Raw genomic sequence first — 15,514 nt, forward strand, 5'->3', positions numbered from 1 at the left:
GACTTATGCGGACAGCTTTGCGCGGCCCTTCTTGCGGCGAGCGGCCACAATTGCACGACCGGAGCGGGTGCTCATGCGAGTACGGAAACCGTGCTTACGTGCACGGCGACGGTTGTTCGGCTGGAACGTGCGCTTACCCTTTGCCACGTCAATTCTCCTTGAAGTTGTACGTGGACATACTGCCGCCGCAAAACGGCAGCACATCCACTGATGAATGGATTCCATGAACCTGACGCGTCACTGTTATCCGAACGTTCGGCGAGCTCTGGTAGCCCAGCCAATGCGAAGTGACGCTGTCCTGTTCACGCGCAACTCTCTGTTGCAATAGACCATGCCAGATTACGTGATTTAAACCGCTGGAAACAAATCGACACTCGGGTACACCCGAAATTACATAAGTGTTTTTTCCTGCAGCTAGAAGGCCAGTTTTGGCGCTCATCCTGCGGCTAATCCAGCGCGTCGCGATGGTCCATAGCCGCTTGCATTTTAAGTATAAATCTTCCGTTAGACACACCCGCCTTCGCGGCGGTAGAACTAAGTAATCGAATTCCACAGCTAGCAAACCGTTGTGGATAACTCTAAATAACCACTTGAGAGTTTTAGTATTTCCGCAGTACAACGCTATAAAGTGGTCTATCACAAGTTATCCACAGCCATGCACTAAGCTGTGAATAACTATTTCTTCCACACCTGTGGATAACTCTGTGGAGATCGAGGTGACTCGATAAAAACCACTGTGAAAACCGCGGTGGAATCCACCGTGGAATTTGTTATTTACTGTCCACCCGTCCCCGAGAGAATTATTGAAGGTAGCCCGTTGTGACTGAACCACAAGCGAACCTAGAAGCTGTCTGGCGCGCGATCGTCGATGATCTGCTCGCGCAATCCGAGCAGCCCAACTCTGAGGTCCCGAGCTTTTCGCATACGCAACGCCTCTACCTGCAGTTGGTTCGCCCGATCATGATGGTGGAAGGCTACACGCTGGTCGCAGCGGAAAATGTCAACGCCAAAGAAGTTGTAGAAAATGAGCTCGGCGGATACATCTCCAAGGCCCTTACCCGCCACCTTGGCCGCCCGTGTTCCTTCGCCGTCACCTTGGCTACCCCGCAGGAGCCGCAACCCCCGGCTAACCCGTCGAATTCGCAACCGGCACCGGGAGGGGCATCGCCAAGCGGGCAGGCTCCTTCTTCCCAGCCCGACCCGCAGGCACAGCACATGCCGCCGGCACAGACTGATACTTCTTCCGCGCAAAATTACGTCTCCCGCCCCCAACAAACGGATGCGGCGGCAGCCCGCGGAAACAACAACCCCACCGCAGGTCAGGCCCCGCCTAATTGGCGCTCCAGCCATGCCCCGGCAAGCCTGGATGAATTGGCGGAGCACTACACCAGCCAGCAGGACTATAACCGCCAGCAACCAGAGTTCGGCGGATCTGCGAATGCCGCGCGCATTCCGCGAGAGGCCCCAGCGCACGATCCCAACCGGGAGACCTCGCTAAACCCGAAGCACACTTTTGAAAGCTTCGTCATCGGCTCTTCGAATCGTTTTGCCAATGGCGCGGCGGTGGCGGTGGCGGAAAATCCCGCCCGCGCCTACAACCCGCTCTTTATCTGGGGTGGTTCTGGTCTAGGAAAAACGCACCTTTTGCATGCCGCGGGCAACTACGCACAGGTGCTGCACCCAGGGCTGCGCGTGAAATACGTGTCCTCGGAAGAATTTACGAATGACTATATTAATTCCTTGCGCGATGACCGCCAGGAATCCTTCAAGCGGCGCTACCGCAACCTCGATATTTTGATGGTGGATGACATCCAGTTCTTAGAGGGCAAGGAATCCACGCAGGAGGAGTTCTTCCACACCTTCAATGCGCTACACCAGGCCAATAAACAAATCATTTTGTCCTCGGACCGCCCGCCAAAACAGCTCACCACGCTGGAGGATCGCCTGCGCACCCGCTTTGAGGGCGGGTTGATTACGGATATTCAACCGCCCGATCTGGAAACCCGCATTGCCATTTTGATGAAGAAGGCCGCCGCCGATGGCACTGAGGTGGATCGCTCCGTCCTGGAGCTCATCGCTTCGCGCTTCGAGTCTTCCATTCGCGAGCTTGAGGGCGCGCTCATTCGCGTATCCGCCTACTCGTCCCTGGTCAATGAGCCGATCAACGTGGAAATGGCAGAAATTGCGTTGCGCGATCTCGCGCCGGATTCTGCTGACCGGCAAATTACGGCAGCCTCCATCATGGAGGTCACCGCGGAATACTTCGATATTGATGTGGAAACCCTGCGCGGTGCCGGCAAGAAGCGCGCGGTGGCCCATGCCCGCCAGTTGGCGATGTACCTCTGCCGCGAATTGACTGAGCTATCGCTGCCCAAGATTGGCGAGCAATTCGGCGGCAAGGACCACACCACGGTGATCTATGCCGATCGCAAGATCCGCAAAGAGATGACGGAAAAGCGCAATACCTACGACGAGATCCAGTCCCTGACCCAGCGCATCAAGAATCGCGGTCGCGCCTAGATCAAACGAACCACCCAGTGGCGCCTTCCTTAAATAACAGGAAGGCGCCATTTTTGTAAGCAGGCGGTGCGCTTGCCGATGCCCTCCACCTTCCACCGCCGCCTACCAGCGCCTATGTCCCTGCAAAGACCGCATAAACAGCTATCCACAGAGTTATCCACACCTGTGTAATTTCATGGATGTAATTTGTAGATTTTGCTCACAGTTTTAAATTCCACAGGCCCTATCCAGCACAGACGCCCCTGTGATCAGTGCTGTGTGCAGATCCGTGGAAAACTAGTACAGGCTGTGGATAAAACGATGACCCGCCAATTTATCCACACTACGGGCCAGTTGATCACAGCAAGATCACAAGAATTGGCACACCCCGGATCGCTGCGCTGAACTTGTCATTTACCCCGTTGATCACAGATCCCACAGCGCTTATTACTACTACTAAATTATTTCTCTGATCTTGTAAGTAGAAAGGGGATGTGTGGAATTGTGCCCGGGGCCGAGCACGCGGCGCTGGCTCGGACGGGCGGAGGGAAAATTACAAGGTTCACCGGATGCGGTAAGTTGGAAGCCAGCTTTTGAAAGTTACACATTCCTACCCCGCCAAAGAGGAGCTCTTCGCACCATGGATGAAGCCGTGTCATTTCGCGTTGCCAAAGATGACCTTGCCAACGCCGTAGCGTGGGTTGCCCGCAGCCTGCCTTCCAAGGTCACCCAGCCAGTGCTGCGCGCGATGCTTATCACCGCTGATGACAACGGCTTAGAGTTCACCGGCTTTGATTACGAGGTTTCTACCAAGGTGCGCATCGCCGGCATGGTGGATGAGCCCGGCCAGATCGCCGTTGCCGGTAAGTTGCTTTCCGATATCGTGGCTACCTTGCCCAATAAGGAAGTTGAGATCTCTCAGGTAGATTCCAAGGCTTTGGTTACTTGTGGGTCCTCCCGCTTCGAGCTACCGCTCATCCCGCTCGATGATTACCCGCAATTGCCAGTCCTGCCTGAGGTCACCGGCACGATCCAACCGCAGCTCTTCGCAGAGGCCATCCAGCAGGTGGCATCCGCAGCCGGCAAGGATGACACCTTGCCCATGCTTACTGGCGTGCACATGGATATCCACGGCAAAGATATTGAGATGACGGCTACGGACCGCTTCCGCTTGGCCATGCGCACCCTGGAGTGGGAGCCGGCCGCTGAGGATGTAGAAGCAAAGCTCCTGGTCCCGGCAAAGACCTTGCAAGATACCGGCCGCAGCCTGGATCCGCATTTGAATATTCCCATCGAGATCGCGGTGGGTTCCGGCGATAATATCGGCGCCGATGGCCTATTTGGCCTGCACGCGGATAACCGAGAAACCACTACGCGCATGCTGGATGCGGATTTCCCAAACGTCCAGCCCTTGCTACCGAAGTCGCACACGAATATTGCCTCGGTTGAGGTGGCGCCGCTGCAAGAGGCCATTCGCCGCGTTTCCCTGCTGACGGACCGCAATGCGCAGATCCGCATGGAATTTGCCGATGGCCAGGTCACCCTGTCCGCCGGCGCCGATGCTGGTAATGCCACCGAGACGCTGCCGTGCGCGTTCCATGGCCGCGATGAATTCCTCATCGCCTTCAACCCGGGCTATTTGAAGGACGGCCTAGCGGTCATCAACACCGATCGCGTGGTCTTCGGGTTTACGGAGCCTTCCCGCCCCGCCATCATGATCCCGGAGCCAGAGGAACTGCCGGAAGCGGATGAGGATGGCAATTTCCCCACGCCGCAGACCAACTTCACCTACCTCTTAATGCCGGTTCGCCTGCCAGGTTAATGTTTATACGGGATCTCGATGTTCGGGATTTTCGCTCATGGCCCGAACTAAAGCTTGAGCTGGGCCCAGGGATTACTCTGTTTGTGGGCCGCAATGGCTTTGGCAAGACCAATATCGTGGAAGCCGTGGGCTATACCGCCCACCTGTCTTCCCACCGCGTCTCCCATGATTCGCCGCTGGTGCGCCAGGGCGCGCAGAGCGCGCGGGTGTCCCTTACTGCCGTGAACCAGGGGCGCGAATTAACCACCCACCTGCTGATAAAACCCCACGCCGCCAACCAGGCGCAGATTAACCGCACGAGGCTGCGCAGCCCGCGCGAGTTGCTCGGCGTGGTGAAAACGGTGCTGTTTTCCCCTGAGGATTTGGCCTTGGTGCGCGGTGAGCCCGCGGGGCGCCGCGCGTATCTCGATAGCATCATCGCCTCGCGCACCCCGCGCCTAGCTGGGGTTAAGGCGGATTATGACAAGGTATTAAAGCAGCGCAATGCGTTGTTGAAGTCGGCATCGGTAAGCTTGCGGCGCGGCTATGGCGATAGCGATGGCGCCTCGGCGCTATCGACGCTGGATACGTGGGATGCCCAGCTCGCGCGCTTAGGCGCACAGGTCATTGCGGCGCGCTTGGCGCTTGTCGATGCCCTCTTGGACCACATTCCCGCCGCCTATGCCGGCCTCGCACCGGAGTCGCGGCCTGCGCACGTGGAGTATAAATCCACCATTGATACCTCTGACCGCGAGGTGCTGGAGGCGGTCATGCTGACCGAGCTGGCTAATGCGCGGCAGCGCGAGATCGAGCGCGGAATCTCTTTGGTGGGCCCGCACCGCGATGACCTCGTGCTCCACCTGGGGGATCAGCCAGCCAAGGGTTTTGCCAGCCACGGCGAAACCTGGTCTTATGCCATCGCCCTGCGCTTGGCTGAGTTTGAGCTACTGCGCGAGGAGGGGGGATCCGATCCGGTCCTCATCTTGGATGATGTCTTTGCCGAGCTCGATGCCAAGCGCCGCACTCAGCTGGTTCACCTGGCCGCCACGGCAGAACAGGTGCTAATTACCGCCGCGGTGGATGAGGACTTACCGGATAACCTGGAGCCCATCGTGCGTTACCGGGTAGGAGTGGAAGATACGGACCAGGGGCGCATTTCCACCCTGCACACGGAAGAAACCGCGGGAGAGGATAGCGAGGAAGAGGCATGAGTGAGGAAGAAGGGGAAACCGGCACGCAGCGCACGGATCCCGTCACCCAATACTTCCGCTTGGTGCGCTCTACCTCGAAGAACCCGCCGAAGCTTACGCGCCCGGTGCCGAAGATGCCGGTGCCCTCCTTGGAGGATGCCCAACAGCAGAACTATCGCGGCTACCAGGTAGGCAGGCCTACCGGCGCCGATGGCAGGAGGCCGCGGCGAAAGATCGACGTGCCGAGCCTGGGCGCACAGATTAAAAAGGAGATTTCCCACCGCGGCTGGGAGCATGAATTAGCGCACGGCTGGGTGATGGGAAATTGGGAAAACCTGGTGGGCGAGCGCATCGCCGCCCATACGCAGCCGCAAAAAATCAAGGACAAGATCGTCTACATTTCCTGCGATAACTCCACCTGGGCCACGGAATTGCGCTACCTGCAGCGGGAAATCCTGCGCAAAATTGCGGACCGGCTCGGCCCCGATGTCATCGCTGAACTGCGGATCCATGGCCCGCGGCAGCAGCGCAATTACGAGGGGCGGCAGTGGGTGAAACCGCAGGGATCGCAAGATACCTACGGCTGATAAGTGGCTGATAGGCGCAGGTTAGCTCTGCCCTTTAAAAGATAAATAACCACAGAGCGCGCCACATAGCTACCTCTGGCCGGTGTGGGGTGTCATTCAGTAGGGGGTATGCGTGTAGAATAGTGAAAGTCTTAGAATTAGCTATAGCCAAAAGGAGAGCACGAATCCGTGGCTGAAGAACACGCATATGATGCTGGATCAATTACGATCCTGGAAGGTCTAGAGGCCGTCCGCAAGCGCCCCGGTATGTACATCGGTTCTACCGGATCGCGCGGTTTGCACCACCTTATCTGGGAGATCGTCGATAACTCCGTCGATGAGGCCATGGCAGGCTTCGCGGACAAGGTCACCGTCAAGCTTTTGGAAGACGGCGGCGTCGAGGTCATCGATAATGGCCGCGGTATCCCGGTGGAGATGCACGCCTCCGGTGCGCCGACCGTCCAGGTGGTCATGACGCAGCTGCACGCCGGCGGTAAATTCGACTCCGATTCCTATGCCGTTTCCGGCGGTTTGCACGGCGTCGGCATTTCCGTGGTCAACGCCTTGTCCACCCGCGTGGAGGCGGAGATCAAGCGTGAGGGCAAGCACTGGTACCAAAACTTCCAGAACGCCATCCCGGATGACCTTGTAGAAGGCGGCAACGCCCGCGGTACCGGTACCAAGATTCGCTTCTGGGCGGATCCGGAGATCTTTGAAACCACCGAGTTCGACTACGACACCATTGCGCGCCGCCTGCAGGAGATGGCCTTCCTGAACAAGGGCCTGACCATCGAGCTTATTGATGAACGCGTGACCGAAGAGCAGATCGAGCTCGAGGAAATCGCGGATGCGGAATCCGGTGAGGCGAGCGCGGATGAGACCTCCTTTGATGATGTCCCCGATGCCGGCGATACCTTCAACGAGGAATCCGACTCCAAGAACGTCACCAAGGCCGATAAGAAGCGCCGCAAGAAGATCACCTTCCACTACCCGGAGGGCCTGACGGACTACGTAAAATTCCTCAATAAGTCCAAAAACGCTATTCACCCCACCATCGTGTCCTTCGAGGCAAAGGCCGAGGACCACGAGGTCGAGGTGGCCTTGCAGTGGAATCAGGGCTATAAGCAGTCCGTGCACACCTTTGCCAATACCATCAATACCCACGAGGGCGGCACGCACGAAGAGGGCTTCCGCGCAGCTTTGACCTCCTTGATGAACCGCTATGCCAAGGAGCACAAGCTCATTAAGGACAAGGACGGCAACCTTTCCGGCGATGACTGCCGCGAAGGCTTGGCCGCCGTCATTTCGGTCAAGGTGGGCGACCCGCAGTTCGAGGGCCAGACAAAGACCAAGCTGGGCAACTCCGAGATCAAGGGCTTTGTGCAGCGCTCGGTCAACGAGTACGTCAACGACTGGTTTGATGCCAACCCGGCAGAGGCAAAGGCCATTATCAATAAGGCCGTCTCCTCGGCGCATGCCCGCATGGCAGCGCGCAAGGCGCGCGAGATGGTGCGCCGCAAGTCCGCTACCGATCTGGGCGGATTGCCCGGCAAGCTCGCGGATTGCCGCTCTAAGGATCCGCGGAGTTCGGAGCTTTATATCGTGGAGGGTGACTCTGCGGGCGGTTCCGCGAAGGCCGGCCGTGACTCCATGTTCCAGGCCATCTTGCCCCTGCGCGGCAAGATCCTGAACGTGGAAAAGGCCCGCATGGATAAGGTCCTAAAGAACGCCGAGGTCCAGGCCATCATCACCGCGTTGGGTACCGGTATCCACGAGGAATTCGATATCAAGAAGCTGCGGTACGACAAGATCGTGCTGATGGCGGATGCCGATGTGGACGGCCAGCACATCGCCACGCTGCTGTTGACTCTGCTCTTCCGCTTTATGCCGCAGCTGGTTGAGGATGGCCACGTGTACCTAGCTAACCCGCCGCTCTACAAGCTGAAGTGGTCCAAGGGTACGCCTGGTTACGCCTTCTCTGATGACGAGCGCGATAAGCTGCTGGCGGAAGGCCTGGAGCAAAACCGCAAGATCAACAAGGATGACGGCATCCAGCGCTACAAGGGCTTGGGCGAGATGAACGCCTCCGAGCTCTGGGAGACCACCCTGGATCCCTCCACGCGCCTGTTGCGCCGCGTGGACCTGGAAGACGCACAGCGCGCCGATGAGTTGTTCTCCATCCTCATGGGTGATGACGTGGCCGCCCGCCGCTCCTTCATTACCCGCCGCGCGAAGGATGTCCGCTTCCTGGATATCTAAATCGCTGGCCTAGCCCTGTGTGTGCAGTGGCTAGAGCAATAGAGCCCACCGTGAATAATTCCACGGTGGGCTCTAGCTATGGGGTGAGGAAATTTAGCTGCGGGAAGAGTGCTGATCAGCAAACCCAAAGCTCAAGGACACCAGACAGACGGCGATGATGACGCCGAAGCCGGTCATGATGGATACGGGCCAATCTCCGGAGGTGCTTTGGAGCATGGCAAAGACGATGGCGGTAATGACGGCCAGGCCAATGGCGGTGCCGATGCGCTGGCCGGTTTGCAGGACCGCGCCGGAGGAACCGGCGTAGTTGTCTGGTACCTGCGCCAAGGTCAGGGTTTGGTTAGGCGAGACCACGGCACCCTGGCCAAGCCCGATAAATGCCAAGGAGAGGATGAGCCACCATTCGCTTATTCCCCAGTGCGTGGTGCCCCAGACGAGTGCCACCGTGGCGATGAGGCCAAAGATCGTGGTCAGCATGCCGATGATGACCACCATGCGCCCGTAGCGCGAAATCTTGCGGCCCGCGATGGTAGCGGTAATGGAGTTGAGAAGCGCGGATGGAATGCCCACCGAGCCGGCCGCCAGGGCGGAGTAGCCCAGGCCATTTTGGAAGTACAACGCAACGAGCACCCAGATGCTGGTAATGCCCATAAACCACAACGTGGCGATGATGGTGCCATTGCGGAAGCTCGAGGTGGCAAAGATATTGAGATCCACCATCGGCGGGTGGCCGGTGGCCTTGTGGTGGCGCTCCCACAGCACCCACACGCCAATAAGCACGGCACCCGCCAGAAGCAGCCACCACACGGCAGGGGAACCAGTGGAGTCCATGAAGGGAAAGAGGATGCACCAGACCGCGGCACCAAGGATGAGCGCGCCGATGGGATCCAGGGTGGCCAGCGCCTTGAAGATGCCCAGCTTATTGCCCGCGGCATCGCGGACGCGTGAAAACAGCGGGCGTGGGAACCACATGAGGCCCAAGATGATGGCCAGCAGGCCGATCGGGGCATTGACCAGCATGGTCAGCCGCCATCCGTGGTCAGGGCCGCCGATCTTGATGAGGAAGCCGCCTAAGACCGGGCCGATGGCCACGGCGATTCCCACGGTGGCACCAAAGTATCCAAAGGCGCGGCCGCGCTCTTCCCCGCGGAAGTATTGCTGAATCATTCCCACGCCTTGGGGGTTCAGCAACCCTGCGCCAACGCCCTGGACAAAGCGCGCGATATTCAGAGAATGCGCATTCGGCGCGAAACCCGCCACGGCGGCGCTAATGGTGTAGACGGCGATGCCGAGCAGGAAGATGCCCCCGCGCCCCACGAGATCGCCGGCGCGCCCTGCGGCGACGAGGATCACGCCGAAGGTAAGCGCATAACCAGACAGCACCCATTGCACATCCGAATCCGTGGCACCAAGCCCAGACTGAATCGACGGCAGCGCCACGTTCACGATGGACACGCTAATTAGTGACATGAACACCGTGACCAGCACAATAATAAGAACCCGCCAGCGGGCGGGGTCTTGGCCGGCGGGGTAGTCGGTGCGGTTTGCTTCTGATGTCGACGATTTATGATGCGGGGAATAAGTCACTTCCACACTTATACTCCGCAGGCCAGATAACCTTCAACCGCAGGAAAACCGGTGGAAATTATTTATTTACATGTGCTTTTGTACTACGCGGCCGAATGCAGGAACTTCTGGGTTTAAGATTTTGGTGGCCTTGCCGTGCAGGGAATTATAGGGCTTGCGCAGTGCGGCGGAGTTTACCTTTTCCACGTGCTTATCTGCGATATTCATAATCTCATCGCTGACCTCTTCCTGGTGCGGTTCAAGGAAGGCGCCGAAATCCTCCTTCCCGCTTTCCACAAAGTCCTGCCACCGTTGATCCAGGGCATCGAGGACATCCGGCAGGATCCGCTCCAGCGCCTTGGGGACGACATTGGCATCGGCCTTTTTGGCGGCGGCCAATCCGCCTTTAATGGCCATGCCGGAAATGCCGGATTGGGAGGCGGCGACTTTTTCAACGAGATCCCCGCACTCGGCGATGAACTCGGTGCGGGTGGATCCATGCATCAAGGTCGAAAGGTGAGACATGGTGCCATACTTTACGCGAATTTAGTGGCCATATAGACGCGGGCGCAGTACTGCGCGAAGGTCTGGTTTCCAGCATTTAACGCTGGCACCTTTTCTAAAACCTCCGCCATGGCTTGAGCTGCCTGCTGCTCATCGCCGTGAATGGCTATGCCCTCCAAGCGCGCGGTGCTGGCAGCCGCGGCGGCCACCAAGGCGGAGTAATTGATGATGCGGAGCTTAAAGCGGGCACAAAACTCTTGGGCCACTAGGTACAGCTGTTCGGGGCTCATGACTGGGTCTTCCGCGCCCTGCGGATTTCTGCTTCTAGGTCCGCGCGGCCGGGGAGGAGATCGCGGGCGGTGGCTTGCACGTGGGCATCGGCAAGCGTGCGCGAGGCCGCCGCCACGATGGCACGCACCACCGCCTCGTGCTTGGAGGTCCCTTGCGCGGAGGCCAAGAGGGTAAGGGCGTGATCTTGTTCTGCGGTGAGCCGCAATGTCATTGCCATGCCTCAGTGATACCACAGTGATACCACCGGTGCGGCAAATAAGGCCGATAAAGCCCGGAGAAGGTAGAATTTGGCCTTATGAGTGACAATAACGACGATCTTTTTGATCGGATTTTTCCCATTGACATTAATGAGGAGATGGAGTCGAGCTATATCGACTACGCCATGTCCGTCATTGTGGGCCGCGCGCTGCCTGAGGTGCGCGATGGCCTAAAGCCGGTGCACCGCCGCATTCTCTACGCTATGTTCGATTCGGGTTACCGCCCCGAGCGCGGCTACGTGAAGTCCGCCCGCCCGGTCTCTGACACCATGGGTCAATTCCACCCGCACGGTGACTCGGCCATCTATGACACCTTGGTGCGCTTGGCGCAGTCCTGGAATATGCGCTACCCGCTTGTCGATGGCCAGGGTAACTTCGGTTCCCGCGGTAACGACGGCCCCGCCGCAATGCGTTATACCGAGTGCAAGCTCACCCCGTTGGCCATGGAAATGGTCCGCGATATCCGCGAAAATACCGTGGACTTCTCGCCCAACTACGATGGCAAGACCAGCGAGCCGGACGTCCTGCCGTCCCGCGTGCCTAACCTTTTGATGAATGGTTCCGGCGGAATTGCCGTGGGCATGGCCACCAATATCCCGCCGCATAACCTCAATGAGTTGGCCTCGGCCATCTACTGGCTGCTGGAGAACCCAGACGCAGACGAGGATGCGGCGCTCGCGGCCTGCATGGAACGCGTGAAGGGCCCGGATTTCCCCACCGCCGGCCTCATCGTGGGCGATCAGGGCATCAAGGATGCATATACCACCGGCCGCGGTTCCATCCGCATGCGCGGTGTGACCTCCATCGAGGAATCCGGTTCCCGGCAGACCATCGTCATCACGGAGCTGCCGTTCCAGGTCAACCCCGATAACCTCATCTCCAATATCGCGGAGTCCGTAGCCAACGGCAAGATCGCCGGTATTTCCAAGATCGAAGATGAGTCCTCTGACCGCGTGGGCATGCGCATTGTTGTGACGCTGAAGCGCGATGCTGTCGCCCGCGTGGTGCTCAATAACCTGTACAAGCACTCCCAGCTGCAGACCTCCTTCGGCGCTAATATGCTTTCCATCGTCGATGGCGTGCCGCGCACCCTGCGCCTGGATCAGATGCTGAGCAATTATGTTGCGCACCAGATTGAGGTCATCGTTCGCCGCACCCAGTACCGCCTGGATGAAGCCGAAAAGCGCGCGCACATCTTGCGCGGCTTGGTCAAGGCGCTGGATATGTTGGATGAGGTCATCGCCCTGATCCGCCGTTCGCCCACCGTTGATGAGGCGCGCGAGGGCTTGAAGGAGCTTCTCGATGTCGACGATATCCAGGCCGATGCCATCCTGGCGATGCAGCTGCGCCGCCTGGCTGCCCTGGAGCGCCAAAAGATCGTCGATGAATTGGCAGAAATCGAAGAAGAGATCGCAGACCTCAAGCACATCCTCGCCCACGAGGAGCGCCAGCGCCAGATCGTCCACGATGAGCTGGAGGCGATCGTCGAAAAGTACGGCGACGAGCGCCGCACCGAGATCCTGCCTGCCTCCGGCGAGGTCACCGATGAAGACCTCATTGCCCGCGAAAACGTCGTGGTTACCATTACCGCCACCGGTTATGCCAAGCGCACCAAGGTCGATACCTATAAGTCACAAAAGCGCGGCGGCAAGGGCGTGCGCGGTGCGGAGCTCAAGCAAGATGACATTGTGAAGAACTTCTTCGTCTGCTCCACGCACGACTGGATCCTGTTCTTTACCAACTTTGGCCGCGTCTACCGCCTGAAGGCCTACGAGCTACCAGAGAGCGGCCGCGCCGCCCGCGGTCAGCACGTGGCCAACCTGCTGGAATTCCAGCCGGAGGAAAAGATCGCCCAGGTCATTCAGATCCAGTCCTACGAGGATGCGCCATACCTGGTTCTGGCCACCCAGCAGGGCCGCGTGAAGAAGTCGCGCCTGACCGATTACGAGTCCGCTCGTTCCGCAGGGCTTATCGCCATCAACCTCAATGAGGGCGATGCGCTCATCGGTGCCCAGCTCGTTTCTGAGGGCGATGACATCCTGCTGACCTCTGAGCAGGGCCAAGCAATCCGCTTTACTGCCGATGACGACCAGCTACGCCCCATGGGACGTGCTACTGCCGGTGTGAAGGGCATGCGCTTCCGCGGCGATGACCAGCTGCTGGCGATGTCCGTCGTTCACGATGGCGAGTTCCTGCTCGTTGCTACCTCCGGTGGCTACGGTAAGCGCACCGCCATTGAGGAATACACCCCGCAGGGCCGCGGTGGCTTGGGCGTGATGACCTTCAAGTACACCCCGAAGCGCGGCAAGCTCATTGGCGCCATTTCCATTGACAAAGACGATGAAATCTTCGCCATTACCTCCGCCGGTGGGGTCATTCGCACCGAAGTAAACCAGATTCGTCCTTCCTCGCGCGCCACGATGGGCGTGCGCTTGGTTGACCTTGCCGATGATGTCGAATTGCTTGCCATCGACCGCAATGTTGAAGAAGATGGTGAGGAAGACGCGCAGGCTGTGGCCAAGGGCGAAAAGACCGTCGATGAGGTGCAGCAAGAGCACCACAAGACTAGCGATGCCTCCAAGGACGAGGAGTAGGACATGGAACGACGAGATGTAACCATCCACCACATTTCGCCCATCTCGGCGTTTCGCGTTGGTCTGGCCCTGTCACTCGTCGGACTCATCGCGTGGTTATTGGCCGTGTGCCTGCTGTACATAGGCCTGCACCAGGTGGGTATATGGGAGTCAGTCAATAGCCTCGTTGGTGGCGTAGGCGGCGGCTTTGAGGTCACCTTTGGCGTGGTGATCGCAGCCAGTGCGCTGATTGGCGTTATTTTCGCCGTCTTGTTCACCTTGCTCGCACCGCTGATGGCCGTAATCTATAACGCCATCGTGGATGTCCTCGGGGGGCTAAAGGTTAGCTTGGATGATATTTAGCCCACTGTGAGTAGGAGACAATGCCGGCAGCAAACGTTGCCGGCATTTTCTGGTTTTAAGCGCGAAGTAGGGTACTCATTAGGCCAACGAAGAGTGCCTTTGAAAACCTCTTTGAGCTGCCGATTTGTGTTCTTTCCGGGGTAGTATGTAAAGTTACATCTCGTTCCGCTAAAGGGCCTATAGCTCAGTCGGTTAGAGCGCATCGCTGATAACGATGAGGTCGCTGGTTCGATTCCAGCTAGGCCCACCACGGAACAATGGGGCATTAGCTCAATTGGTAGAGCATCTGCTTTGCAAGCAGAAGGTCAGGAGTTCGATTCTCCTATGCTCCACAGTATTAGTCCGGCTTCGTTAAGGGAGCCGGACTTTTTCGTGTGTCCAGGTCGGTGCCATTAGGTAGGGAGCCTTTCTGGGGTTAAGTAGCAAAATGTGTGTCTGGTGGGCGTGTCGTCGGTTGGGCGCCTTTTGTCATTTCATGGGTCCTTTTCTGATTCCTATGGAGTGTGAGTATTCGGTTGGGATAGCGTTGTCGTAGAAGGCTGGTCGGCCTGTTTCCGGGTCGGCTGTGTTGTGGTCTTCTGGGGTAAGGCCTTGGACTTTGGCGAGTTGGTCTTGCCCGAAATTGCACTGCCTGGCGATCTCTAATGGGTCGTCAGGCAGTTGTGTTTGTGAATACAGGTACCATTCCAGCATTTTGCGTTGTCGTTCTCCTGTTCTTCCACGGTGAGCATCAGCGATGCGTTTGAGCGGGGCGTTAACTCCGCCTTCGAGGCTGTTTGTCGTTGCTACCCAACGCTGTGGCATAAGAGCATGTGGTGGTGGCTTAAGGTAGGTAAATAGATGTTGTTTCTGCGAAAGGTTTCGCAGTGATTTATAGGCTTGGCGAACGCGTAAATGGGTCCATTCCCACTTACGGTTGGACCTGCGGCGGTGTGTAGGGGTCAGGGTTTTCTCGGAAAGGAAGTGTTTATAGACCTGGCCGAAGTCATGCAGGTTCTTCGTCCATTCCCGTGCTTGGTCTAGGGTGCTGATTTTGGTTAATTGCAGTGCTAGGCCATAGATGGCTTTGCCGGCATCGGTGCGTGGCCGGCTGGTGGTGTATCGGCGGATTACGCGTTGGGCATGGACTAGGCAGCGCTGGATTGGTGTGTGTGGCCAGCATGTTGCGATGGCTGATTGGGCGCCGAGTCCGCCATCAAGTACGACGCATAACGGTGGCGCTATGTTTTTAAGTAATTGAATATAGGCGTCGGTGGATTCCTTTTTAGCCCAGTGCCAGGCAATGACGTGGTCATGGCTTGCTGCGACAAGCAGGCAGCCTGCCGCGGTGTAGGTGCCGTCGATGAAGATTTGGTCGTAGATTCGGTGAGGGTCCGGGGTATTAGGGATATCGATAAGCCAAAAGGGTTCAAACCGGCGGTTGAGAGTCCACCGGCTTATTCCTTGTTGCTGAGCGAGCTGGTTCAATGACGTTGTAGATACCGCGTAGCGGTAGAAGGCGCGGAAGTCCCGGGACTGGGTATGGTCAGTTCGTTGGCGCGTTAGGGAGCTTCCGCAGTGAGAGTGTCTAATGGTTTGTGTGTGGGAACCTAACCCGCATAAGGAGATGAACCAGAATGACTACTATGGCGAGACGAGATCCGGC

At 58.1% G+C, this 15,514-nt stretch carries 13 protein-coding genes and 2 tRNA genes; 9 read left to right on the forward strand and 6 right to left on the reverse strand.

The genetic code is table 11. The features are described 5' to 3' along the window. Nucleotides 1–3: 3 nt before the first annotated feature. Nucleotides 4–147, reverse strand: a complete 144-nt coding sequence (gene rpmH, locus HMPREF1257_RS11830; protein WP_005275994.1) for a 50S ribosomal protein L34 — start codon at nucleotides 145–147, stop codon at nucleotides 4–6. A gap of 672 nt (nucleotides 148–819) precedes the next feature. On the opposite strand from rpmH, the gene dnaA reads away from it, so the two are divergent. From dnaA to gyrB, 5 genes are all read left to right on the forward strand, one after another. Continuing rightward, nucleotides 820–2,520 (forward strand): chromosomal replication initiator protein DnaA, encoded by a 1,701-nt coding sequence (gene dnaA / locus HMPREF1257_RS06495; protein ID WP_023024606.1) that lies wholly within the window; start codon nucleotides 820–822, stop codon nucleotides 2,518–2,520. A gap of 619 nt (nucleotides 2,521–3,139) precedes the next feature. Further along, on the forward strand, nucleotides 3,140–4,321 hold the full coding sequence (gene dnaN, locus HMPREF1257_RS06500; protein ID WP_023016404.1) for a DNA polymerase III subunit beta: 1,182 nt from the start codon (nucleotides 3,140–3,142) through the stop codon (nucleotides 4,319–4,321). Further along, the gene (gene recF, locus HMPREF1257_RS06505; RefSeq protein ID WP_023024609.1) at nucleotides 4,321–5,511 is read left to right on the forward strand and encodes a DNA replication/repair protein RecF; all 1,191 of its coding nucleotides are present in this window, start codon (nucleotides 4,321–4,323) and stop codon (nucleotides 5,509–5,511) included. Before dnaN ends, recF begins: the two co-directional genes overlap by 1 nt. Beyond that, nucleotides 5,508–6,077 (forward strand): DciA family protein, encoded by a 570-nt coding sequence (locus tag HMPREF1257_RS06510; RefSeq protein WP_023024611.1) that lies wholly within the window; start codon nucleotides 5,508–5,510, stop codon nucleotides 6,075–6,077. Before recF ends, HMPREF1257_RS06510 begins: the two co-directional genes overlap by 4 nt. A 168-nt stretch (nucleotides 6,078–6,245) precedes the next feature. Next, complete coding sequence (gene gyrB / locus HMPREF1257_RS06515; RefSeq protein WP_023024613.1) at nucleotides 6,246–8,315, forward strand: DNA topoisomerase (ATP-hydrolyzing) subunit B; 2,070 nt, start codon at nucleotides 6,246–6,248, stop codon at nucleotides 8,313–8,315. A 93-nt stretch (nucleotides 8,316–8,408) separates the two neighbouring features. Here gyrB and HMPREF1257_RS06520 read toward each other — a convergent pair whose 3' ends face one another. The 4 genes from HMPREF1257_RS06520 to HMPREF1257_RS06535 are packed head-to-tail and all read right to left on the reverse strand — an operon-like array spanning nucleotide 8,409 to nucleotide 10,893. Continuing rightward, nucleotides 8,409–9,908 (reverse strand): MFS transporter, encoded by a 1,500-nt coding sequence (locus HMPREF1257_RS06520; protein ID WP_023024615.1) that lies wholly within the window; start codon nucleotides 9,906–9,908, stop codon nucleotides 8,409–8,411. Nucleotides 9,909–9,968: 60 nt separating this feature from the next. Then, entirely contained in the window at nucleotides 9,969–10,406 is a 438-nt protein-coding gene (locus HMPREF1257_RS06525) for a hypothetical protein (RefSeq protein ID WP_023024618.1), read from the reverse strand. A gap of 11 nt (nucleotides 10,407–10,417) precedes the next feature. Beyond that, on the reverse strand, nucleotides 10,418–10,675 hold the full coding sequence (locus HMPREF1257_RS06530; RefSeq protein WP_023024620.1) for a hypothetical protein: 258 nt from the start codon (nucleotides 10,673–10,675) through the stop codon (nucleotides 10,418–10,420). Then, a complete protein-coding gene (locus HMPREF1257_RS06535; RefSeq protein WP_005276020.1) occupies nucleotides 10,672–10,893 on the reverse strand; it encodes a hypothetical protein in 222 nt (73 codons plus the stop codon). The genes HMPREF1257_RS06530 and HMPREF1257_RS06535 overlap by 4 nt, the downstream gene beginning before the upstream one ends. A gap of 78 nt (nucleotides 10,894–10,971) precedes the next feature. Between HMPREF1257_RS06535 and gyrA the strand changes: the two genes are divergently transcribed. From gyrA to HMPREF1257_RS06555, 4 genes are all read left to right on the forward strand, one after another. Next, a complete protein-coding gene (gene gyrA, locus HMPREF1257_RS06540; RefSeq protein WP_023024624.1) occupies nucleotides 10,972–13,527 on the forward strand; it encodes a DNA gyrase subunit A in 2,556 nt (851 codons plus the stop codon). Nucleotides 13,528–13,530: 3 nt separating this feature from the next. After that, nucleotides 13,531–13,869, forward strand: coding sequence for a DUF3566 domain-containing protein (locus HMPREF1257_RS06545; protein ID WP_023024626.1), 339 nt, complete (start codon nucleotides 13,531–13,533; stop codon nucleotides 13,867–13,869). Between the two features lie 173 nt (nucleotides 13,870–14,042). Next, nucleotides 14,043–14,119: transfer RNA gene (locus HMPREF1257_RS06550), tRNA-Ile, on the forward strand. A gap of 9 nt (nucleotides 14,120–14,128) precedes the next feature. Beyond that, nucleotides 14,129–14,201, forward strand: a tRNA-Ala gene (locus tag HMPREF1257_RS06555). A gap of 136 nt (nucleotides 14,202–14,337) precedes the next feature. Here HMPREF1257_RS06555 and HMPREF1257_RS06560 read toward each other — a convergent pair. Then, nucleotides 14,338–15,477 carry an IS1249 family transposase gene (locus tag HMPREF1257_RS06560; protein WP_051141819.1) on the reverse strand — a complete coding sequence of 380 codons (1,140 nt, stop codon included), beginning with the start codon at nucleotides 15,475–15,477 and terminating at the stop codon, nucleotides 14,338–14,340. Nucleotides 15,478–15,514: the final 37 nt, after the last annotated feature.

It is taken from the genome of Corynebacterium sp. KPL1814 (assembly GCF_000478175.1).
In the GTDB taxonomy this organism is placed as follows: Bacteria; Actinomycetota; Actinomycetes; order Mycobacteriales; family Mycobacteriaceae; genus Corynebacterium.

What these genes read in the sequence shown, in the direction of transcription:
- dnaN (WP_023016404.1), top strand. Translation starts at nt 3,140, where the DNA reads ATGGATGAAGCCGTGTCATTTCGCGTTGCCAAAGATGACCTTGCCAAC.
- recF (WP_023024609.1), top strand. Translation starts at nt 4,321, where the DNA reads ATGTTTATACGGGATCTCGATGTTCGGGATTTTCGCTCATGGCCCGAA.
- HMPREF1257_RS06510 (WP_023024611.1), top strand. Translation starts at nt 5,508, where the DNA reads ATGAGTGAGGAAGAAGGGGAAACCGGCACGCAGCGCACGGATCCCGTC.
- HMPREF1257_RS06525 (WP_023024618.1), bottom strand. Translation starts at nt 10,406, where the DNA reads ATGTCTCACCTTTCGACCTTGATGCATGGATCCACCCGCACCGAGTTC.
- HMPREF1257_RS06530 (WP_023024620.1), bottom strand. Translation starts at nt 10,675, where the DNA reads ATGAGCCCCGAACAGCTGTACCTAGTGGCCCAAGAGTTTTGTGCCCGC.
- HMPREF1257_RS06535 (WP_005276020.1), bottom strand. Translation starts at nt 10,893, where the DNA reads ATGGCAATGACATTGCGGCTCACCGCAGAACAAGATCACGCCCTTACC.
- gyrA (WP_023024624.1), top strand. Translation starts at nt 10,972, where the DNA reads ATGAGTGACAATAACGACGATCTTTTTGATCGGATTTTTCCCATTGAC.
- HMPREF1257_RS06545 (WP_023024626.1), top strand. Translation starts at nt 13,531, where the DNA reads ATGGAACGACGAGATGTAACCATCCACCACATTTCGCCCATCTCGGCG.